Genomic DNA, 16,658 nt, shown 5'->3' on the forward strand with positions numbered 1-16,658 from the left:
CCGCCGGCGCCCGGTCGCCGGCCCTTTTCAGGAAAACCAGATATGTCGACGCGTCGTGAGTTCATCAAACAGCTATCGGTCGCTACAGGTGTCAGCGCCGCAGTCATGGGTCTCGGGCTGGCGCCGGGCAGACTACTGGCGGCCAGTGCGGGGGATTGGTTCATGCCCGACGAGGGCGACAAGCACGAGCGTGCTTTCATCGCTTTCGGCGCACAGGATGCGATCTGGGAAGATTTCACCGCCGATGTGCAGGCTGCGCTGGGCCGCATCGCCCGCACCATTGCCCGTTATGAACCGCTCACGGTGTTCTGTCGCAGCGGCGAACGCAGCCTCGCCGAAGAGTACTGCGGCACCCGCAATGTCACCTACGTAACCGCCGCGCTCGATGACATCTGGATGCGCGATATCGGCGCCAATTTTGTCATCGATGACAAAGGCGGGCTTGGCGCGGTGGACTTCAATTTCAACGGTTGGGGCAACAAGCAGCGGCACAGCAAGGATGCGAAAATCGCTGCGCGAGTGGCCGCCGATGCACAGGCGACCTACCTGCGCAGTGAACTGGTGGGCGAGGGCGGTGGTATCGAGGTCGACGGCCACGGCACCGGGATCATGACCGAAAGCAGCTGGATCAACAGCAACCGCAATCCCGGCTGGAGCAAGGCCGATGTCGAGGCTGAATTGAAGGAACGTCTGGGCCTGCGCAAAATCATCTGGCTGCCGGGGATCAAGGGCAAGGACATCACCGACGCCCACGTCGATTTCTATGCGCGGTTCGTCAGGCCCGGCGTGGTGATCGTCAACCTCGACACCGACCCGCAGTCCTACGATCACCAGGTCACGCTGGCGCACCTGGAAATTCTCAAGAAAGCCACCGACGCTGATGGTCGCCCGCTGCAGATCCACACGATTTCGCCGCCACTCAAGCCGCGCAAGAGCAAGTTCAACCAGAACAACCCGGACTTCGCTGCGGGTTACATCAACTACTTCGTGATCAACGGCGCGATCATCGCTCCGGAGTTCGGCGACAAGGAGGCGGATAAAAAGGCTTATGACCTGCTGTCGAAGCTGTACCCGCAGCGCAAAGTCGAGCTGCTGAACATCGATGCGATCGCTGCCGGCGGCGGCGGGATTCACTGCGTGACCAGTCATCAGCCGCAAGCGTGATTGACTCTTTGGCCCATCAAGCCAACTATCGGCGCATAACAACATGACCGATGGGCCAGACCTTGATCGAACGACGTCAATTCAGCGGAGGCATGAAGGGTAAAAACCTCCGCTATCTGAATGAGCAAGCCGCCGAGACCCGCATCACCCGCACCGGTTTCCTGTTGCTGGAGCACTTTTCACTGCCGGCCTTCACTCAGGCGCTGGACACCATTATCACCGCCAACCTGTTGCGCGCCGGACTGTTCAGCTCGCGCACGTTCGGGCTGGGTGAGGGTGAAGTGATCAGCGATCTGGGGCTGGTGATTCGCCCGGATGCGCGGATTGACGCCGCCAGCCTTGCGGATCTGGACTTGCTGGTGGTGTGCGGCGGCTACCGCACTGAGCTGAAGGCCAGCGAGGAGTTGAACAGCCTGCTGCGCTCGGCGGCGGAGCGCGGGGTCAGTCTGGCCGGTTTGTGGAACGGTGCGTGGTTTCTCGGCCGCGCTGGGCTCCTTGATGGCTATCGTTGTGCGATCCACCCGGAACATCGTCCGGCGCTTACGGAGATTGCCAAAGCCACTCAGGTCAGCAGCGAGCCGTATGTGATTGATCGTGATCGACTCACCGCGTCGAGTCCGTCCGGGGCGTTCCATATGGCGCTGGACTGGATCAAGGGCCTGCACGGCAAGGCGCTGGTCGAAGGCATCGAGGACATTCTGGCGTTCGAGGAGTCGCGGTACCGGCGGATCAAACCGGATGAAAACCTCTGCGTCAGCGCGCCGTTGCGCGAGGTGGTCAAACTGATGGACGCCAACCTCGAGGAGCCGCTGGAGCTGGAGCAACTGGCAGTGTATGCCGGTCGCTCGCGGCGGCAGCTGGAGCGTTTGTTCAAGGAGCAACTCGGCACCACACCGCAGCGCTATTATCTGGAATTGCGCATCACCGAAGCCCGGCGCCTGCTGCAACACACCGAGCTGTCGCAGATGGAAGTGCTGGTGGCCTGCGGTTTCGTTTCGCCGAGCCATTTCAGCAAGTGCTACAGCGCGTTTTTCGGTTATCGCCCGTCCAGGGAAAAACGCCTGGTCAAATAACCCGCGCTGTTTCTACTGCCAGCCACAGACCGACCCCTGTGGTTGGTGTCAGAACCACTGGCTTAGCACAGACTAATGTGGGAGCGGGCTTGCTCGCGAAGGCGGTGTGTCAGTCAGCATATGAATTGGCTGACACGGCCTCTTCGCGAGCAAGCCCGCTCCCACGGTTTTAATCGAGTGGTGTCAGGTCCACTGGTTTAGCGCAGGCCAATCAAGCTATAGGCCAGTGACGCTTCATCGGGCGCGCAGCAACTTGCGGTAATCCACCGGCGAAATCCCGCGGGCCTGACGGAAGGAATGGCTGAAAGAACTGGCCTGCGAGTAACCCAGCATCAGGGCGATGTTCATGATGCTGGTCTCGGTGCGGCGCAGGTAATGGTCGGCCAGTTCCATGCGCATGGTTTCCAGCACCTGATTGAAGTTTTCCCCTTCGGCGGCCAGTTTGCGCTGCAAGGTGCGCGGCGAAATCGCCAATTGTCGGGCCAGGCTTTTCAGGCTGAAATCACCGGTCGGCAATTGCTCGGTGAGCAGCGCGCGCAATCGATCTGTGACCGAAAACGCCGGATACGACAGGCACAACTGCCAGTCCGCCTCCAGCAGCATGCTGCGATGCATGCGCGGGTCGGCGCCCTGGATCCGCGTCGAGAGCGTCGACTCGGCAAACACCAGTGCATTGCAACCGGCCTCGAACTGCACCGGACAGCCAAAGAAGTGTTCATACAGCGCCGGTTCGCCCACCGCCGAATGCATCATCCGGACTTCCAGCATCGGCTGATGACTCGCGATCAACCAGCGGCCGAACGCTGCCCAGCCGACCATCAGCGCTTCCTGATGCAGGGCGCAATAGGGCTCCAGTTCACTGATACGTTGATCTTCGAGAGTCACGCGGCCGTCGCCGATGACGATTCGGGTCTGGCTGGACGGACTGTCGTAAACGATCTTGCCGAAACGCAGAATCATGTTCAGCGACTCGCCTAGTGTCGCGCTGGTCATCAGCACATAACCCAGCACGCCGTAGGTGCCCGGGCGTACGGCGGCGCCGACCAGCAGGCCGAAATGCGGCAGGTTGCTGCTGAGCGCCGCCAGTTCCAGCAAGGCACGCAGTTGGCGCATGGGAATGCGCACGATCGAGTCAGACAACTGCTCGCGTGAGAGTCCGGTCTGCTGCAAAAGCCAATCGCCATCGCAGCCGTATTGCTCGGCGACATCAAGGACGTGGTTAACGAAAGCAGCGCTGGAAGTGGCGGGTCGCATGGGGGGAGGGGAAGTCCGGTAATCCGGTGATCTTGCTTTTCCGAAAGGTGAAGAAAGCGACGTCGCCAAGGCGCGCGGCGTCAATAGACCCTACATGCGCCCGATCACCGGAATACCGGTGCCAGTGACGGCCGACGCTTGTTCCGAGATCAGAAACAGAATGACCGCCGCCAGTTGAGCGGGCGTCACCCAGCGCTGATGCTCGGCGTCGGGCATGGCTTCACGGTTTTGCGGGGTGTCGAGCACGCTCGGTAACACGGCATTGACCGTGATGCTCATGTCCTTGAGTTCTTCGGCGAGGCTTTCGGTTAGGCGCAAAACGCTGGATTTCGACGCGGCGTAAGCGCCCATGCCCAGCCCGGCCTTCGCCGCCATGCTCGATCCGATATTGACGATGCGTCCCGCCGAGGATTGCAGCAGCAATGGCAGCAAGGCTTTGCTGGCGTTCAATGCGGTTCGAAGGTTCAGCGAGTAGAGCCGATCCCAGGCCTCTATCGCACTGCCCAGCAACGGCTCCCACGCATAGCCTCCGGCGCCGTTGACCAGGGCGTCGAGGCGTCCGAAATAGCGATTGATCTGGTGGGCGACTGCCTGGCAATCGGCAAGGGAGGTCAGATCGATGCCGGACAGGACCAGTCGATTGTGGGAACTGGGCATCGCCATCGTCGCCTGATCGATCAGCACCAGATCCGCGCCCTGGGCTGCGGCCATGTCCGCCAGGGTCTCGCCGAGATTCCCCAGGGCGCCGGTAATCGCCACAACGCGCCGTGAGAGTGACTGAGTCATCAAGAGTCCTTTCCTTTTTAAGGGCGCATACTCTAATGATATCGGTGGCCCGTGGCATGCTTTTGGATGTCAACTTGTTGTGCAAAAGTGCCAAAATTTTATGCTTGGCAACACATCACGAAAGGGTCGTGAAACAGGCGTCAGAAAGTTGGCTTCAGGCGTGTGGCGCCAAGCGGATTCTGAAAGCCTGGCGATGGTTTGGTCTGGCATTCTTGTCGCTGTTTCGCCAAGCGCAAATCCTGTCCTGAAGTCTTTAGCACGCTTTTTCCGGACGACGCAGCGCAAATCGGAAGTATGTCTTTTTTGCGCGACATAATCTGTTGCTGCAGCAAGCCAGTGCTGCTTGTATCCTTGCGCGCGACAAGGACACGCGGCTGCAGTCATCGAGTCGGTCGACCCGCCGCAGGAACGGAAACCGGACTTTCCCAAAGGTAGTAATGTGAAGCGTGATACCCGCCTGGTTGTGCTTTTGTTGTTGGTGATCGGTTGTTCCCTCGGGTCACTGACGGTGTGGAAAGTATTGGCCTCTCGAGAGCGCGCACTGGAGGAAGTCAACGTTCATGGCTTGAACCTGACCCAGGCGCTGGCGACTTATTCCGAAGGGATCGTTCGCCAGAGTTCGTTGCTGCTGCTCGGGATCGTCGAACGTCTGGAAACCGAAGGCAGTGGCCCCGCGCAGATCCAGCGTCTGAGCGCACTGGTCAATCGTCAGGAACCGCTGATGCCGCAGCTCAGCGGCATCACCATCTACGACAACCAGGGCCGTTGGCTGATGTCGTCCAACCGACCGATTCCGGCCGGGGCCAACAGCAGTGATCGCGTCTACTTCACCCATCATCGTGACGACCCGAGCCGCGAGACCTTTATCGGTCCGCCGATCCAGAGCCGCTCCAATCAGGAGTGGGTGATCACCGTCAGTCGCCGTTTCAATGACGCGCACGGCGAGTTTGCCGGTGTGGTGGCGGTGACCCTGGGAATCGAAAACTTCCTGCGCCTGTTCGGCAAGATCGACGTCGGGCAGGAGGGGGCCATCGGCTTGTCCTACACCGACGGCACGTTGCTGGTGCGCTATCCCTTCCGTGAGCAGGACATGGGCCGCAATTTTTCCAAGTCGCCCATCTATGCGAAGTATCTGGTCGATCGATCCGTCGGTACCGCGTCGTTTACCTCCAGCCTCGATGGCGTCGAGCGGCTCTACGCTTTCCGCAAGAGTGACCGGCTGCCGCTGATCACCACCGTCGCCCTCGGCAAACGCGAAGCCCTTGCTGCGTGGCGCATGGAAGCCTGGCTGTCGGCAGTGGTGGTCACGGGGCTGCTGGGGCTTACCGGGCTCATCGGCTGGTTTCTGATTCTCGATATTCGCAGGCGTACCAGGGCTGAAGATCAATTGCGCGGGACGCAGCAGCAGTTGCTTTCCTCCAATCGTCAGCTTGAGTTACTGGCGATGAAGGACGCCTTGACCGGTCTGGCCAACCGGCGCTGCTTCGATGAGAGCCTCGCCATGGAAGCCCGGCGCGCACAACGTGACGGCACGACGCTGGCGCTGCTGATGATCGATATCGATTACTTCAAGCTGTTCAACGATTCGTTCGGGCATGTCGCCGGCGATGCCTGCCTGCAGAAGGTCGGGACAATCCTCGAAGGTTGTGTGCGGCGCCCGTCGGATCTGGTGGCGCGTTACGGCGGCGAGGAGCTGAGCGTGATCATGCCGGCCACCGACAGTGACGGTGCTGCAGTGGTCGCGCAGTTGATCCTCGAACGCTTGGAGCAAGCGAACATCGCACACCCGTCCAGCCCATTCGGCCGGCTGAGTGTGAGTATCGGCATCGCTACGGCCTCGGGGGCGCAACTGCAATCCTTGCAAGGGTTGATCGAGGTCGCCGATCAGGCGCTGTATAACGCCAAGACGCTGGGGCGTAACCGGTTTGTGAAGTGATCGGTGGGCGTTAATCCGATAGATCGCCGTCAGGCTGACTTTCATGCCGGGTGGGAACCCGCTGGGTGTCTTTTGATGGCGGACACCCAAACTGGCGACTGAATTGCGACGGGCTTTCGTAGCCCACTCGATGGCAGGCACTCGCCCCATCCAGCCCTTCGCCGAGCTCGCAGCCCGCGCTATCTCGGATGGTTTGTGCCAGGAAACGGACAAGATCCGCGTCACGGTGGTGTGCCCGGGCGTCGTCGAGTCCGACTGGCCGCTTCATTTATCGAGGCCGCAACGAAAACCATCCGTCGCGCCATCAGTCGCCGCCGCTGAACACTCCAGAACCGCAGCCCTCTACCGACTTACAAGTCACCCGGGGTAATGACCATGAGCGACGATGGGAAAGAGCAGGCGTTGGCCGCCTGGCGAAAATTACTGGAAGAGCCAGCGATCCGTATGGACGCCGAGGATCAATACGACGAGTTGCTGAAAATGGCCGATAGCATGGAACAGCAAAGGCTGATTACAGCAACTGAATGGCGCCAGTTGGTGCGCAAGGCCGGGGCGAGGTTCGTCCAGGCCACCGAGGGGCTTTCGGGCGGAACATAAAAATTCGCGGGGCAGGGTGCAGAGCGACGGTGTCTCCCTTACCAGGGATAACGCCGTTAATGGGAATTTGTATTAATTGCGAATAATTTTGTATAGCATGCGCGGGAGTTTTTTGGCGGATTCACCCCCTGCATTGGCCTATTCGTAAAGGTTTCCCTCTCCATGCGTCGAACCCTGCTTTCCATTTGTGTGCTGCAAGCATTGTCGCCTGCCTCATGGGCTGATCAAACGGGGGCATCACCCTCAACGCTGGAGCTGGACGCAACCGATGTCATCGGTACGGCGAATTACGAAAGGGCGGACGGCCCGGTGCAGGGTTATCGCGCGACGCGCTCGGCCAGCGCCACGCGCACCGACACCTCGATCCACGAAACTGCGCAATCGATCAGCGTGGTCTCGAAGGATGCGGTCGAAGATCTGGGCGCCACCCGATTGCAGGACGCGCTGGACTACGCCGGCGGCGTGGGGCGGGCGAACAACTTTGGTGGTCAGGGCCTGACCACGTTTACCGTGCGAGGCTTCACCACCGGCGAGTTCTATCGCAACGGTTTCCCGATCAACCGCGGCTATCCGAACATGCCGGATGCCAACACAATCGAACGCCTCGAAGTGCTGCGCGGCCCGGCCACCATGCTCTACGGTCGGGGTGATCCTGGCGGCACCTTCAACGTGGTGTCCAAGCAGCCGTTGCCTGAAAGCAGCGTCACCCTGGGCAGCCAACTCAACGATCAGGGCATGAAACGCGGCACGCTGGACGCTTCCGGCCCGCTCGACGAAGAAGGGCGTCTGGCCTATCGCTTGAACGTTGTGGGCGAGGGCGGCGACACCTTCCGCGATCATGTCGAAACCGAGCGCTACGGCATCGCACCGGTGCTCACCTGGCAGGCAACCGACGCGACCAAGCTGATTTTCGAAGGCGATTTCATGCGCAACAACGCGCCGCTGGATCGCGGCCTTACCCGTTACGCAAAACAGACGGGAACCGCTTCGCGCGACAGTTTTTTCGGTGAAAAAGACGCTGGCAAACTGCATAACGACAACAACATGGCGCAAATGCGTTTCGAGCACATGCTCAATGACGACTGGACCCTCGGCGGCGGTTTCCAGTGGCTCGACGGTTCGCTCAAGGGCAACGCAATCGAGGCCAATGGCATTGCCGATGACGGCCGCACCCTCGGGCGCAATTTCAACTACCGCAAGCTGGAGTGGACCGACAAGGATACCCAGCTCAATCTGACCGGGCATTTCGCTACCGCGGGTTTGCAGCACACGTTGCTCACCGGCATCGAGTACGAGGATTACGACTACAAGTCGATCATCCAGCGCTCCAGCGGCGCTGTCGGTGCGTACCCGATCGACATCTTCGACCCGGTCTACGGCCAGCCGCGCCCGGCGCTCACCCGCACGCCGACGCACGACAAGGAAAACCTCAAGACGTATGCCGCGTTCGTGCAGGATCAGGTGGCGTTGACCGATAAACTCAAGGTGTTGGCCGGGGCGCGTTTCGAGCGCTTCGAACATGACTACGAAACTTACGTGCCCGGTGGCAAGAGCTGGCAGGCCAGTGACAACGCGGTGACTCCGCGCATCGGCGTGACCTATGACCTGACCGAGACATTGGCGATCTATGCCGACACGGCGCGCTCTTTCAAGCCGAACACCGGCGCCAGTCGCCAGGGCGGAGGGTTCGAGCCAGAGAAGGGCAAGTCCTATGAAATGGGACTCAAGTGGGAAGCGCTGGATCAGCAGTTGAGCGTCGACGCGGCGATCTATCAGATCGAAAAACGTAACGTGCTGACCACCGACCCGGTTGACTCGACCTTCAGCGTTGCGGCCGGCGAGGTGCGCAGCCGTGGATTCGACGTCAACGTGGCCGGCAACCTGACGCCCGAATGGCGGGTGATGGGTGGCTACGCCTATGTCGATGCCGAAGTGACCAAGGACAATGTGCTGCGCTCTGGCACGCGGCTGATGAATATCCCGAAGAACAGCTTCAGCCTGCTGAACATGTATGAGTTCCAGGACGGCACCTTCAAGGGACTGGGCCTGGGCACTGGCCTCAAGTACGTCGACGAGCGCGCTGGTCAAACTGCCAACACCGCGTTTTCGATGGGCAGCTATACCGTTGTCGACTTGCTCAGCTTCTACAAGATCAATGACAAGGTGCGGCTTAATCTCGACGTGAAAAACCTCTTTGACCGAGATTATGAAGAGGGCGCATTCGGCAACGTCTATGCCTACCCGGGGGCGCCGCGAACCGTGCAGGTCGGCGTTTCCTACACCTTGTAGCAGGGTGGAGCAAAATTCTCACAGGCCACAAATGAAACAGCCCTGAATATTCAGGGCTGTTTCTTGTTTATCCGATAACGCTTGAAACGTTTTTGCTGTAGCCGCTGCCGGCCTCCGTCAGATTCGCGTAAAAGATACAGCCGATCAGTCTCGCGAACAGGCCTAACGTGTCTGCCAGATCCGGGTCATCGAAAATCACCGCCCTGGAGTCCAACGCACACAGCGCGCCCCAAAGTTGTCCGTCAGGAAGGAAAATGGGCGCGCCTGCGTAGCTTTCAATCAAATATTGCTTCACCACGGGACGTGTGGAAAACCTGCCGTCGCGACTTATCTGCGGCACGAAAAGCACCTGAGGGTCTCTGCGAAACTCGCTGCACAGCGTGGTCTCCAATTCCAGCGTGTCGCCGGAGTTGATCCCAAGTTCGATCGGATCGTAGGCGGAACAGACGATCCAGTCCGTGTCGGTGAATTTTGCGATCGCCGCGAACCGCGTCCCGGTCATGCGTGTAACAAGCTGCAGAATATTGGTTGTAGCTTCAATTTCAGCGATAGAGGAACGTTCCTCTGCGCTTAGCAACGCTCTGTCAATGGTGTCACTGAGGGGCATGCATTGTTCTCCGGTCATGATTTTTTAAGTTGGCGACTGCTAAACGCTTTTGAAACTGCCCATTTTGATACTAAACAAAATGGATTCGTTCACATCAAAGGTTCCTGATGGCTGCAATAGCGAAGCGTCATTGGCGTGTGGCTTGAGGCGCCGTTATCGGCGGCGTAGCCTTGATCTCATAAATGTTGGATGTCGCATTGAATGAAAGGTGAGGAAAGTGGAAGGCGTAGTGTTGAGCGAAAAGATGCAACGTGAAGCTGATCGGCTCCTGGCGCAGATTGTCCGGGCAGACTCGATGATCATCGCCGTGAAGGCGGGGGCTCGTGCGGATGGCTTCGTGCTTGGGCTGGAAACCAGCGAGGTTCTGCGTGCCGGCGATGCTGAAAGGCTGTACGTCATTTTTGAAGCGGCTTTGGTCGAGCGGCTGAAAACGCTTTCTCGCAGTTGAGCTGCAGAACATTTATCCGCTTGAACTAACGATTGACCGGTAAGTCAGGGTAGTTGTCTGCCACTCTGATTTTGAGGTTATCAATGCGCAACTACACCATCGAGTATCTGTTCAACGGCGAGTCCCGTATGCATCAACTCGCGTTGCAGCAGTCGAAGCTCTCCATTCACGACGCTGCCATGCATCTGCTGGAACTGCATTTTGGGGATGCTGAGAACAGTCTGATCATGCCAACAGCTGACTCGACTGCTGAAGAGATACTGGAGCAGGCCAGCCTGGTGGGTATTACGCAAATCGACGTGAAGGATGCAGGCGCTGACTGATTTCTTCTTCGCTCGCCCCCGGCCCCTGCGCGATGCCCAATCCTGCGTTGACGATACTCACGTATACACTCAGGCGAGTTGACACGCAGTCGTTCGGAAATCGGGACATCAGCATCCTTGAACCCCCAGTTGGTTCCAGTGGACAGGAGGGTATAACTGAGGCAGGCGGCGAAGGCGTCCCAGGCCATGGCCGCGCTGTTGAAGGAGATCGCTATTGGTTTGATTGCTACAAAAAAGCGAGTTTGCCTGTGAGTGGCGGCTAATGGCCGATCTGTGGGGTTCGTGGAGGGCAGAAAACGGCCAGAAGCGGACCTGCGCCACGGATTGCATAGCTCCCTCGGCAGGGCGGCGGGTGGCCTGGATCAGGTCTCCGCACCACCCAGGTGCCCATCACGTGGGTTACTCAAGCGGTGTCGCTGCAACGTGCAGCGCACACTCGCTCTCATGAAGAGCCCCATGCCGGCCGTTGCTGTAATGAAAAGTTTTTATGACGATGAATGTTGGTAGGTTCCTTGGTGGACGGGTGGATTCTGAACCGACGGGCAAATACGCTTGCATGTACGTAGAGGCTGCGCAGTGTCAGGCTTTGGATCTCTGGGATGATTTATGTCGTCAGACTCTGGGCCGGCAAGCCAATAAGTTTCAATGAAATCGCCTTCCGAAACTTGGTCGGTTACAAATCGAAGAACGTTTGCTCTATCGTCGAAAACGCTTAGTTCGATCATCATTGAGGAATCACTAGGTCGATGGGATTCCACGAAAGAGCTTGAGGCCAAAGCAGGACCAAGTATGTTAGATAGGCCCAGTTCACGAAGCTTTGAAGCCAATTCATCGAAAAATTTATTGTGGCTGATGGGATTAAACGTTGGATCATTCAGGAGATGGGTCGCAGAAAACTCCATTGGGACGTACCCCGTATCTGTAAGTATCCAGCTATTCGGGACAATTGCTTCACCTATTTCGCTGATCGATCGAGCCCTCGTGATTAGGGCAAACCCAATCTCATCTGAAAGTGTACCTTCGACCATCAATTCATGCTCAGCAATCAAGTTATGCTTGTGAAGAAGGAACCGAACCTACAGCGCATCGGTGTCGTATCAAATTGATGAAGAGTGTCGGTGTGCAGCCGAGTCTGGTGCTAAAGCATCCCGCACAGGGGATGCAGGGGGTGGTTTTGTAGTGGTGACGTCGAGGTGCGTAAGTTGTCTACTCTGACTAGCGTTTCGACCTGAGAAGGCAGTATCACTCGCAACCAAGGGCGAGTGATCGAAATGTATGTAGATGTAATGAGCCTTGTTTTCACATATAGGCATGCTGCTTGAGTCTTGAAATGACCGCTTCTGGCCGATAGCTGCCGCTCACGAACGGCGACTTTCGGCCAATAGCTGCCATTCATAATGAGCAGTAAACCACCCATTGCAGTCGGTCGCGCCCGAAGCAGTCGATCAAAATCATCTGCTCATTCACGGTTATGAGGGGGCGGAAAAAATTCAGACGCCTTGAAGGTCGATGTCTCAGCCCCTGTAGAGTAACGCTTCAACTACAACGCCAAACGCTGATGAGTGTTCGCGACGATTGGGGTAGTAGAGATGGTAGCCGGCAAAGGGTTGGCACCAATCTTCCAACACCCGCACAAGGCTACCGTCGCCAAGCTCCTTCGCCACCATGTCCTCTGGCAGGAAAGCCAAGCCACATCCCGCCACGGCCGCACGCAGAATTGGCACGCTGCTGTTGAATGTCCATTGGCCTTCGACGCGAGCTTTGAGTTCGTGGCCATCCTTTTCGAAATCCCATTGCATCAGGCTGCCGTGAGTCGGCAGGCGCAGGTTGATGCAGTTGTGTGCCGCCAGATCTCCCGGTTCCATCGGGTAAGGCCGATGCCGGAAATACTGAGGCGAGCCGACAACTGCAATACGCAAGGATGGACCGATCGGCACGGCGATCATGTCCTTGGCCACCTGTTCACCCAGGCGCACACCTGCGTCATAACGCTGCGCGACGATGTCGGAGAGGGCGTAGTCGACGGTGATTTCGACCTTGATGTCCGGGTAGTCGGGCAACACCTTCAGCAGCTTCGGCCAGAGGATATTGTTGGCTGCATGTTCGGACGCCGAGATCCGCACGTTGCCGGCCGGCGTGTCGCGAAACTCACTGACAGCAGCCAGTTCCAGTTCGATCTCATCGAAGCGCGGCGCCATCGACTGATACAAGCGCTGGCCGGCCTCGGTCGGCGAAACGCTGCGTGTGGTTCGCGTCAACAGGCGCACGCCCAGCCGAGTTTCTAGGGCGCGCATGGTGTGACTCAGCGCCGACTGCGAAACGCCCAGTTGCGCGGCAGCACGGGTAAAACTGCCTTCGCGGGTGATGACCACGAAGGCTTGCAGGTCGTTGAGATTGGGGCGGGACATTGATGAGTACCTCTCATGAGGAGCGCGTGATTATTCCATGAAAGCAGGTCGCGCACGGATGCGCGACCCTTGGCGCGCTGATCACAAGGTGCGTGCGTAAAAATCCGTCAGTTTGCCGATCGCCGCATCGACATAACGCGGCACCCAGTAGGTTTCGATGTGTGTGGCGCCATCGAGGATGAACACTTCCTTGTCAGTGGTGCCGATGGCTTTCGGGAACGCATCCTGGGTCATGTACAGGCTGTCGGCCTTGCTGCCGGCGATCATCAGCAAGGGTTGATTGATCAACTCGATATGGTCGGTGGCGTCGAAACGCATAAGGTCAATAAGGCTGCTGGTGGTGTATTTGAAGGTCGAGTTCGGGTGCGCGTGGGTTTTCCAGTAGTACTCATAACCTTGGCGATACAGTTCGAAAGGCAGTTCGGCAATCTGCTCGTCGGTGAGGTTGGCATCCCCCGAATACAACACTGCGCCCCCCGCTGCCTCTTGCGCGCGCGCTACTGATGCCTGTTGCAAACGTTGCTGAATGCTGTCCATTTGCGAGTCGTTGTAGCCGTTGCGGCGTACTCGACCCGAGTTGAATATGCTCACCGTCGCCAGGGATTTGAAGCGTTTGTCGGTTTGCGCCGCCGCCAACGAATCACCACCGCCGCCACAAATGCCGAGCAGGCCCAGGCGATTGTCATCCACACCAGCGAACTGGCTGATGAAATCGGCCATGCCGTGAATGTCTTCGATGCGATACGCCGGTTTATCGATGCTGCGCGGCTGACCACCGCTGGCGCCCTGATAGGCCGCATCGGCCGTGATGGTGATGTAGCCCTGTTCGGCGAGGCGCTGGGCATACAGACCGGCGACTTGCTCTTTTACGCCGCCATTCGGATGCGCAACCACCACGGTCGGGTAGTTCTTCTTCGCGTCGTAGTTGGCAGGAGTGTAGACGTTGGCGGCGATGTCCAGACCGTTGAGCTTATAGCTGACCGGGTGAATGTTGACCTTGCCCGGTTCGTTGCGGGTGATCGCGCCGTCGTAGGCGAGGGTGAACGGGTTCTTCTTGTAGTCGGCGGCCAAGGCTTCGCCTGCCGAGAGGCCGACCAATGCCGACATGAACGTGGCTTTGAGAGTGTTCTTCACGTGAAGCTCCTGAGCAAAAAAAGGCGGCAGTTGCAAAAGTATTTGGGTCAGTCCAGCTGTTTTTCTTTGAGGAACTGCGCGACCAGGTCAGCGATCTGCACGTTGTTCAGATCCGACATGGGGAAATGGGTATTGCCGTGAATGCCAATCTCCGGCAGGTGTATCAATCGCACATCACCGCCATGGCGATTGACCGCGTCACGCCAGAACCGGGCCATTTTCAGGCGTGCGCGCCAACTGTCCTGAGCGGGCAGATCGACTGCCTGTTCCGGGATGTTGTCGCCGTACAGGATCAGGATCGGAATGCGCGTCAGTGCCATGAATTGCTCCATCGGCACCGCTGCGCCTTGCACCGTGTCGAATGCGCTGGGAATCGGCGCCGGCACTTCACCGTCAGCAAATACGAAACTGCTGCCCGGTTCGAACGCCACGATGGCTTTGACCTTGTCGTTCTTGATCGCCGTCAACCAGCCCGGCCCGCCACCCTGAGAATGCGTAAACAGGATGCCGGGGCCGATTTTGTCGAACAGCGCCGACACACCATCGGAGACCACGCCCATGTCAAACGGCCCGGTGTTCGGCGTCATTGCCCTGAAAAACTGCTCGCGGGTCTGGGCGTCCTGTGCCACTTGCACGCCGTTGAAGTAGCGGGGCCAAAGCCCGATGCGGAACTGGTTGAACCACAGTTGTTCGTCCGGCACAGGCTTTATGGTGGTCTCGACCATGCTGCGCCCGGCATCACCACGCCGGGGCTGATCGATCAGATAGACGCCGTAGTGGCGGCGCAGAAAGATGTTCTGAAAACCCTCGCGACCATCGGCGGTGGTTTCCCAGGTCTTGGAAAACTGACCCGCGCCGTGCCACATGACGATGGGCAGCTTTCGCGCGTCCGCCGGGATTTGATAGAAGGCGTAGGCGTGGTCCCCGTGGTAGGTCTGGCCGTTGGGTGTCATCGGTTGGCGCGGGTTGAAGGTGCCCGGTGCCGTGATCATCGTTCCGCCGGCGGCGAAGCTGCCTTGTTTCTGGATCAGCAGCGGGCCTTCGGAGTGGTTCGCGCAGGCCGCCAACAGGCTCAGCAGCGTGACGCTCAGTAAATGCTTTGCAGATTTCATGTCATTTCCCCGCTGGTGCGAGCGCTAGGGTCAGCGCTGCGCTTGCCCGCTTGGCAGTCTGTGTATCGCCATGCTTTTCAAGCAGCTCGGTGACCTGGCGCAACTGTGCCGCACTCAGCCCGACGCGCAGGCTCGCCGCCATGTGCGAACGCAGTTGCGATTCCACGCCCGGGGTCGCTGCCAGCGCCCCGACTGTCGCCAGTTCGCGGCTTTGCCAGTCGAGGTTGTCGCGCTCGAAAATGTCGCCGAACAGATGGGTTTGCAGGAACCGGTTGATCACCGGAGCGAACTCGAACACCGGGCCTTTGACCGGGGCGCCGGAGATTTTCGTTTGATTCGCCATACCCGCTGCCAATAGCTCATCCCCGACCGGAATCGCCCGGTTCGGCTCACGTCCCGGCGCATCGTCAAGGCCGCGTTGTTTGCGCGCCTGCACCACGGTCATCAATTCATTCAAGGCGTTGAGGCTGCGCGGGAAGCCGACGTAGGCGTAGAGCTGCACGAGAACTTCGCGGGTTTCGCTAATGGTCAGGCCGGCATCAAGCCCTTGGTTGAGCGCCGTGTTGAGGTTGGGCATGTCGCTGGTCGCCATGAACGCCGCGATCAGTGGAATGGCTTGTTGCTGGCTCGACAAGCTGGCTGCGCTGGCGGGTGTGCTGGTCATGGTGGGCGAAGCCTCGGCTGCTTGAGTGGTGACGCTGAACATCGCCCCGACGCCAAGGCAGAGCGCCATGAGTGTAGGGAGTGCAGTGCTGTTGCGGGTGTCAGTGATCATCGTGAAGGGCTCCATCCATTGCGGGGCGCTGCGGTGTCGCTGAATCGTACGGAGGTTGGTTATGGCGATTAACCCTGATATTGCGCATGGGTTCTTGAGCCGAACTCATGAATCGACGGAGCAGTCATCGCAGAAATCCCGACGCAACCCCGCAGATTCGGGGCTTAGACGTCGACTAGCCGATTGCCCCCAACGTGCCGGCAGCGCACCTTCGACACATTCCGTAACTTCATTTACCGGCGTATTGCGCATCCGAGACCTGTTCTGCCCAAGTGACGGTCTGGCCGTCCTCGGCTTCAGCGATGGCGATGTGGGTCATGCCGTTGCTGGCCGTGGCGCCATGCCAGTGACGGGTGTTCGGTGGAATCCAGACACTGTCGCCCGGACGGATCTCCTGACGCGCGCCCCCCTCTTGCTGCACATAGCCGACGCCGGCAGTGACGATCAGCGTTTGCCCCAGCGGATGGGTGTGCCACGCCGTGCGTGCGCCCGGCTCGAAGGTCACTGTGCCGCCGCCGATGCGCGCCGGCGGTTCACCTTTGAACAGGCCATCAACGCGCACCGTGCCGGTAAAGTTTTGCGCCGCGCCCTTGACCGAGGGCTGCGCGCCGTTTGGCGTGATGCGGATTTCGCCGGCGGCCTGGGACTCTGCCGCCATCAGTGACAAAGCAACGAGTGGCGCAATCAATCGGTTCATCGGATTGGTTCTCCGGTCAGACAAGAAAAGCGGCGCCGCCCGTGGCGCCGCGTTG

General features: G+C 59.0%; 15 protein-coding genes and 2 pseudogenes. 8 read left to right on the forward strand and 9 right to left on the reverse strand.

Annotation, left to right across the window (positions count from 1 at the left end; genetic code table 11):
* Nucleotides 1–42 precede the first annotated feature (42 nt).
* A complete protein-coding gene (locus E3Z29_RS15410) occupies nt 43–1,164 on the forward strand; it encodes an agmatine/peptidylarginine deiminase (RefSeq protein ID WP_134786191.1) in 1,122 nt (373 codons plus the stop codon).
* Nucleotides 1,165–1,214: 50 nt separating this feature from the next.
* Entirely contained in the window at nt 1,215–2,237 is a 1,023-nt protein-coding gene (locus tag E3Z29_RS15415; protein WP_098968395.1) for a GlxA family transcriptional regulator, read from the forward strand.
* Between the two features lie 234 nt (nt 2,238–2,471).
* On the opposite strand, the gene E3Z29_RS15420 is transcribed toward E3Z29_RS15415, so the two are convergent.
* Complete coding sequence (locus E3Z29_RS15420; protein ID WP_134786192.1) at nt 2,472–3,491, reverse strand: AraC family transcriptional regulator; 1,020 nt, start codon at nt 3,489–3,491, stop codon at nt 2,472–2,474.
* 90 nt (nt 3,492–3,581) lie between these two features.
* A complete protein-coding gene (locus E3Z29_RS15425; protein ID WP_027613831.1) occupies nt 3,582–4,277 on the reverse strand; it encodes an SDR family NAD(P)-dependent oxidoreductase in 696 nt (231 codons plus the stop codon).
* Nucleotides 4,278–4,716: 439 nt separating this feature from the next.
* On the opposite strand from E3Z29_RS15425, the gene E3Z29_RS15430 reads away from it, so the two are divergent.
* The 4 genes and pseudogenes from E3Z29_RS15430 (at nt 4,717) to E3Z29_RS15450 (ending at nt 9,099) form a co-directional block, all read left to right on the forward strand.
* Entirely contained in the window at nt 4,717–6,213 is a 1,497-nt protein-coding gene (locus tag E3Z29_RS15430; RefSeq protein WP_098968397.1) for a sensor domain-containing diguanylate cyclase, read from the forward strand.
* 169 nt (nt 6,214–6,382) lie between these two features.
* Nucleotides 6,383–6,469 (forward strand): annotated as a pseudogene (locus tag E3Z29_RS29650) (oxidoreductase); the annotation flags it as partial.
* A 119-nt stretch (nt 6,470–6,588) separates the two neighbouring features.
* Nucleotides 6,589–6,810 (forward strand): hypothetical protein, encoded by a 222-nt coding sequence (locus E3Z29_RS15445; protein WP_098968507.1) that lies wholly within the window; start codon nt 6,589–6,591, stop codon nt 6,808–6,810.
* A 162-nt stretch (nt 6,811–6,972) separates the two neighbouring features.
* Nucleotides 6,973–9,099, forward strand: a complete 2,127-nt coding sequence (locus tag E3Z29_RS15450; protein WP_134786193.1) for a TonB-dependent siderophore receptor — start codon at nt 6,973–6,975, stop codon at nt 9,097–9,099.
* 67 nt (nt 9,100–9,166) lie between these two features.
* Here the strand turns inward: E3Z29_RS15450 and E3Z29_RS15455 are convergent, their stop codons facing one another.
* A complete protein-coding gene (locus E3Z29_RS15455; protein ID WP_095135414.1) occupies nt 9,167–9,706 on the reverse strand; it encodes a GAF domain-containing protein in 540 nt (179 codons plus the stop codon).
* 217 nt (nt 9,707–9,923) lie between these two features.
* Between E3Z29_RS15455 and E3Z29_RS15460 the strand changes: the two genes are divergently transcribed.
* Together E3Z29_RS15460 and E3Z29_RS15465 are read left to right on the forward strand one after the other, a co-directional pair.
* Nucleotides 9,924–10,154: a hypothetical protein gene (locus E3Z29_RS15460; RefSeq protein ID WP_096796848.1), complete on the forward strand. Its 231-nt coding sequence runs from the start codon at nt 9,924–9,926 to the stop codon at nt 10,152–10,154.
* 83 nt (nt 10,155–10,237) lie between these two features.
* Nucleotides 10,238–10,477 carry a hypothetical protein gene (locus tag E3Z29_RS15465; protein ID WP_134786194.1) on the forward strand — a complete coding sequence of 80 codons (240 nt, stop codon included), beginning with the start codon at nt 10,238–10,240 and terminating at the stop codon, nt 10,475–10,477.
* 1 nt (nt 10,478) lies between these two features.
* On the opposite strand, the pseudogene E3Z29_RS29805 reads toward E3Z29_RS15465, so the two are convergent.
* The 6 genes and pseudogenes from E3Z29_RS29805 to E3Z29_RS15495 form a co-directional block, all read right to left on the reverse strand.
* Nucleotides 10,479–10,641, reverse strand: a pseudogene (locus E3Z29_RS29805) (LysR family transcriptional regulator); the annotation flags it as partial.
* Nucleotides 10,642–11,991: 1,350 nt separating this feature from the next.
* Nucleotides 11,992–12,885 carry a LysR family transcriptional regulator gene (locus tag E3Z29_RS15475; protein WP_134786195.1) on the reverse strand — a complete coding sequence of 298 codons (894 nt, stop codon included), beginning with the start codon at nt 12,883–12,885 and terminating at the stop codon, nt 11,992–11,994.
* A gap of 81 nt (nt 12,886–12,966) precedes the next feature.
* The gene (locus tag E3Z29_RS15480) at nt 12,967–14,019 is read right to left on the reverse strand and encodes an alpha/beta hydrolase (protein ID WP_134786196.1); all 1,053 of its coding nucleotides are present in this window, start codon (nt 14,017–14,019) and stop codon (nt 12,967–12,969) included.
* A 47-nt stretch (nt 14,020–14,066) separates the two neighbouring features.
* On the reverse strand, nt 14,067–15,011 hold the full coding sequence (locus E3Z29_RS15485; protein WP_171061861.1) for an alpha/beta fold hydrolase: 945 nt from the start codon (nt 15,009–15,011) through the stop codon (nt 14,067–14,069).
* A gap of 121 nt (nt 15,012–15,132) precedes the next feature.
* Nucleotides 15,133–15,906 (reverse strand): carboxymuconolactone decarboxylase family protein, encoded by a 774-nt coding sequence (locus tag E3Z29_RS15490; protein ID WP_134786198.1) that lies wholly within the window; start codon nt 15,904–15,906, stop codon nt 15,133–15,135.
* 229 nt (nt 15,907–16,135) lie between these two features.
* On the reverse strand, nt 16,136–16,603 hold the full coding sequence (locus E3Z29_RS15495; RefSeq protein ID WP_134786199.1) for a cupin domain-containing protein: 468 nt from the start codon (nt 16,601–16,603) through the stop codon (nt 16,136–16,138).
* Nucleotides 16,604–16,658: the final 55 nt, after the last annotated feature.

The sequence above is a fragment of the Pseudomonas sp. S150 genome (assembly GCF_004526365.1).
GTDB lineage: Bacteria > Pseudomonadota > Gammaproteobacteria > Pseudomonadales > Pseudomonadaceae > Aquipseudomonas > Aquipseudomonas putida_A.

What these genes read in the sequence shown, in the direction of transcription:
- E3Z29_RS15410 (WP_134786191.1), top strand. Translation starts at nt 43, where the DNA reads ATGTCGACGCGTCGTGAGTTCATCAAACAGCTATCGGTCGCTACAGGT.
- E3Z29_RS15415 (WP_098968395.1), top strand. Translation starts at nt 1,215, where the DNA reads ATGGGCCAGACCTTGATCGAACGACGTCAATTCAGCGGAGGCATGAAG.
- E3Z29_RS15420 (WP_134786192.1), bottom strand. Translation starts at nt 3,491, where the DNA reads ATGCGACCCGCCACTTCCAGCGCTGCTTTCGTTAACCACGTCCTTGAT.
- E3Z29_RS15425 (WP_027613831.1), bottom strand. Translation starts at nt 4,277, where the DNA reads ATGACTCAGTCACTCTCACGGCGCGTTGTGGCGATTACCGGCGCCCTG.
- E3Z29_RS15445 (WP_098968507.1), top strand. Translation starts at nt 6,589, where the DNA reads ATGAGCGACGATGGGAAAGAGCAGGCGTTGGCCGCCTGGCGAAAATTA.
- E3Z29_RS15450 (WP_134786193.1), top strand. Translation starts at nt 6,973, where the DNA reads ATGCGTCGAACCCTGCTTTCCATTTGTGTGCTGCAAGCATTGTCGCCT.
- E3Z29_RS15455 (WP_095135414.1), bottom strand. Translation starts at nt 9,706, where the DNA reads ATGCCCCTCAGTGACACCATTGACAGAGCGTTGCTAAGCGCAGAGGAA.
- E3Z29_RS15465 (WP_134786194.1), top strand. Translation starts at nt 10,238, where the DNA reads ATGCGCAACTACACCATCGAGTATCTGTTCAACGGCGAGTCCCGTATG.
- E3Z29_RS15475 (WP_134786195.1), bottom strand. Translation starts at nt 12,885, where the DNA reads ATGTCCCGCCCCAATCTCAACGACCTGCAAGCCTTCGTGGTCATCACC.
- E3Z29_RS15485 (WP_171061861.1), bottom strand. Translation starts at nt 15,011, where the DNA reads ATGATCACGGCACCGGGCACCTTCAACCCGCGCCAACCGATGACACCC.
- E3Z29_RS15490 (WP_134786198.1), bottom strand. Translation starts at nt 15,906, where the DNA reads ATGATCACTGACACCCGCAACAGCACTGCACTCCCTACACTCATGGCG.
- E3Z29_RS15495 (WP_134786199.1), bottom strand. Translation starts at nt 16,603, where the DNA reads ATGAACCGATTGATTGCGCCACTCGTTGCTTTGTCACTGATGGCGGCA.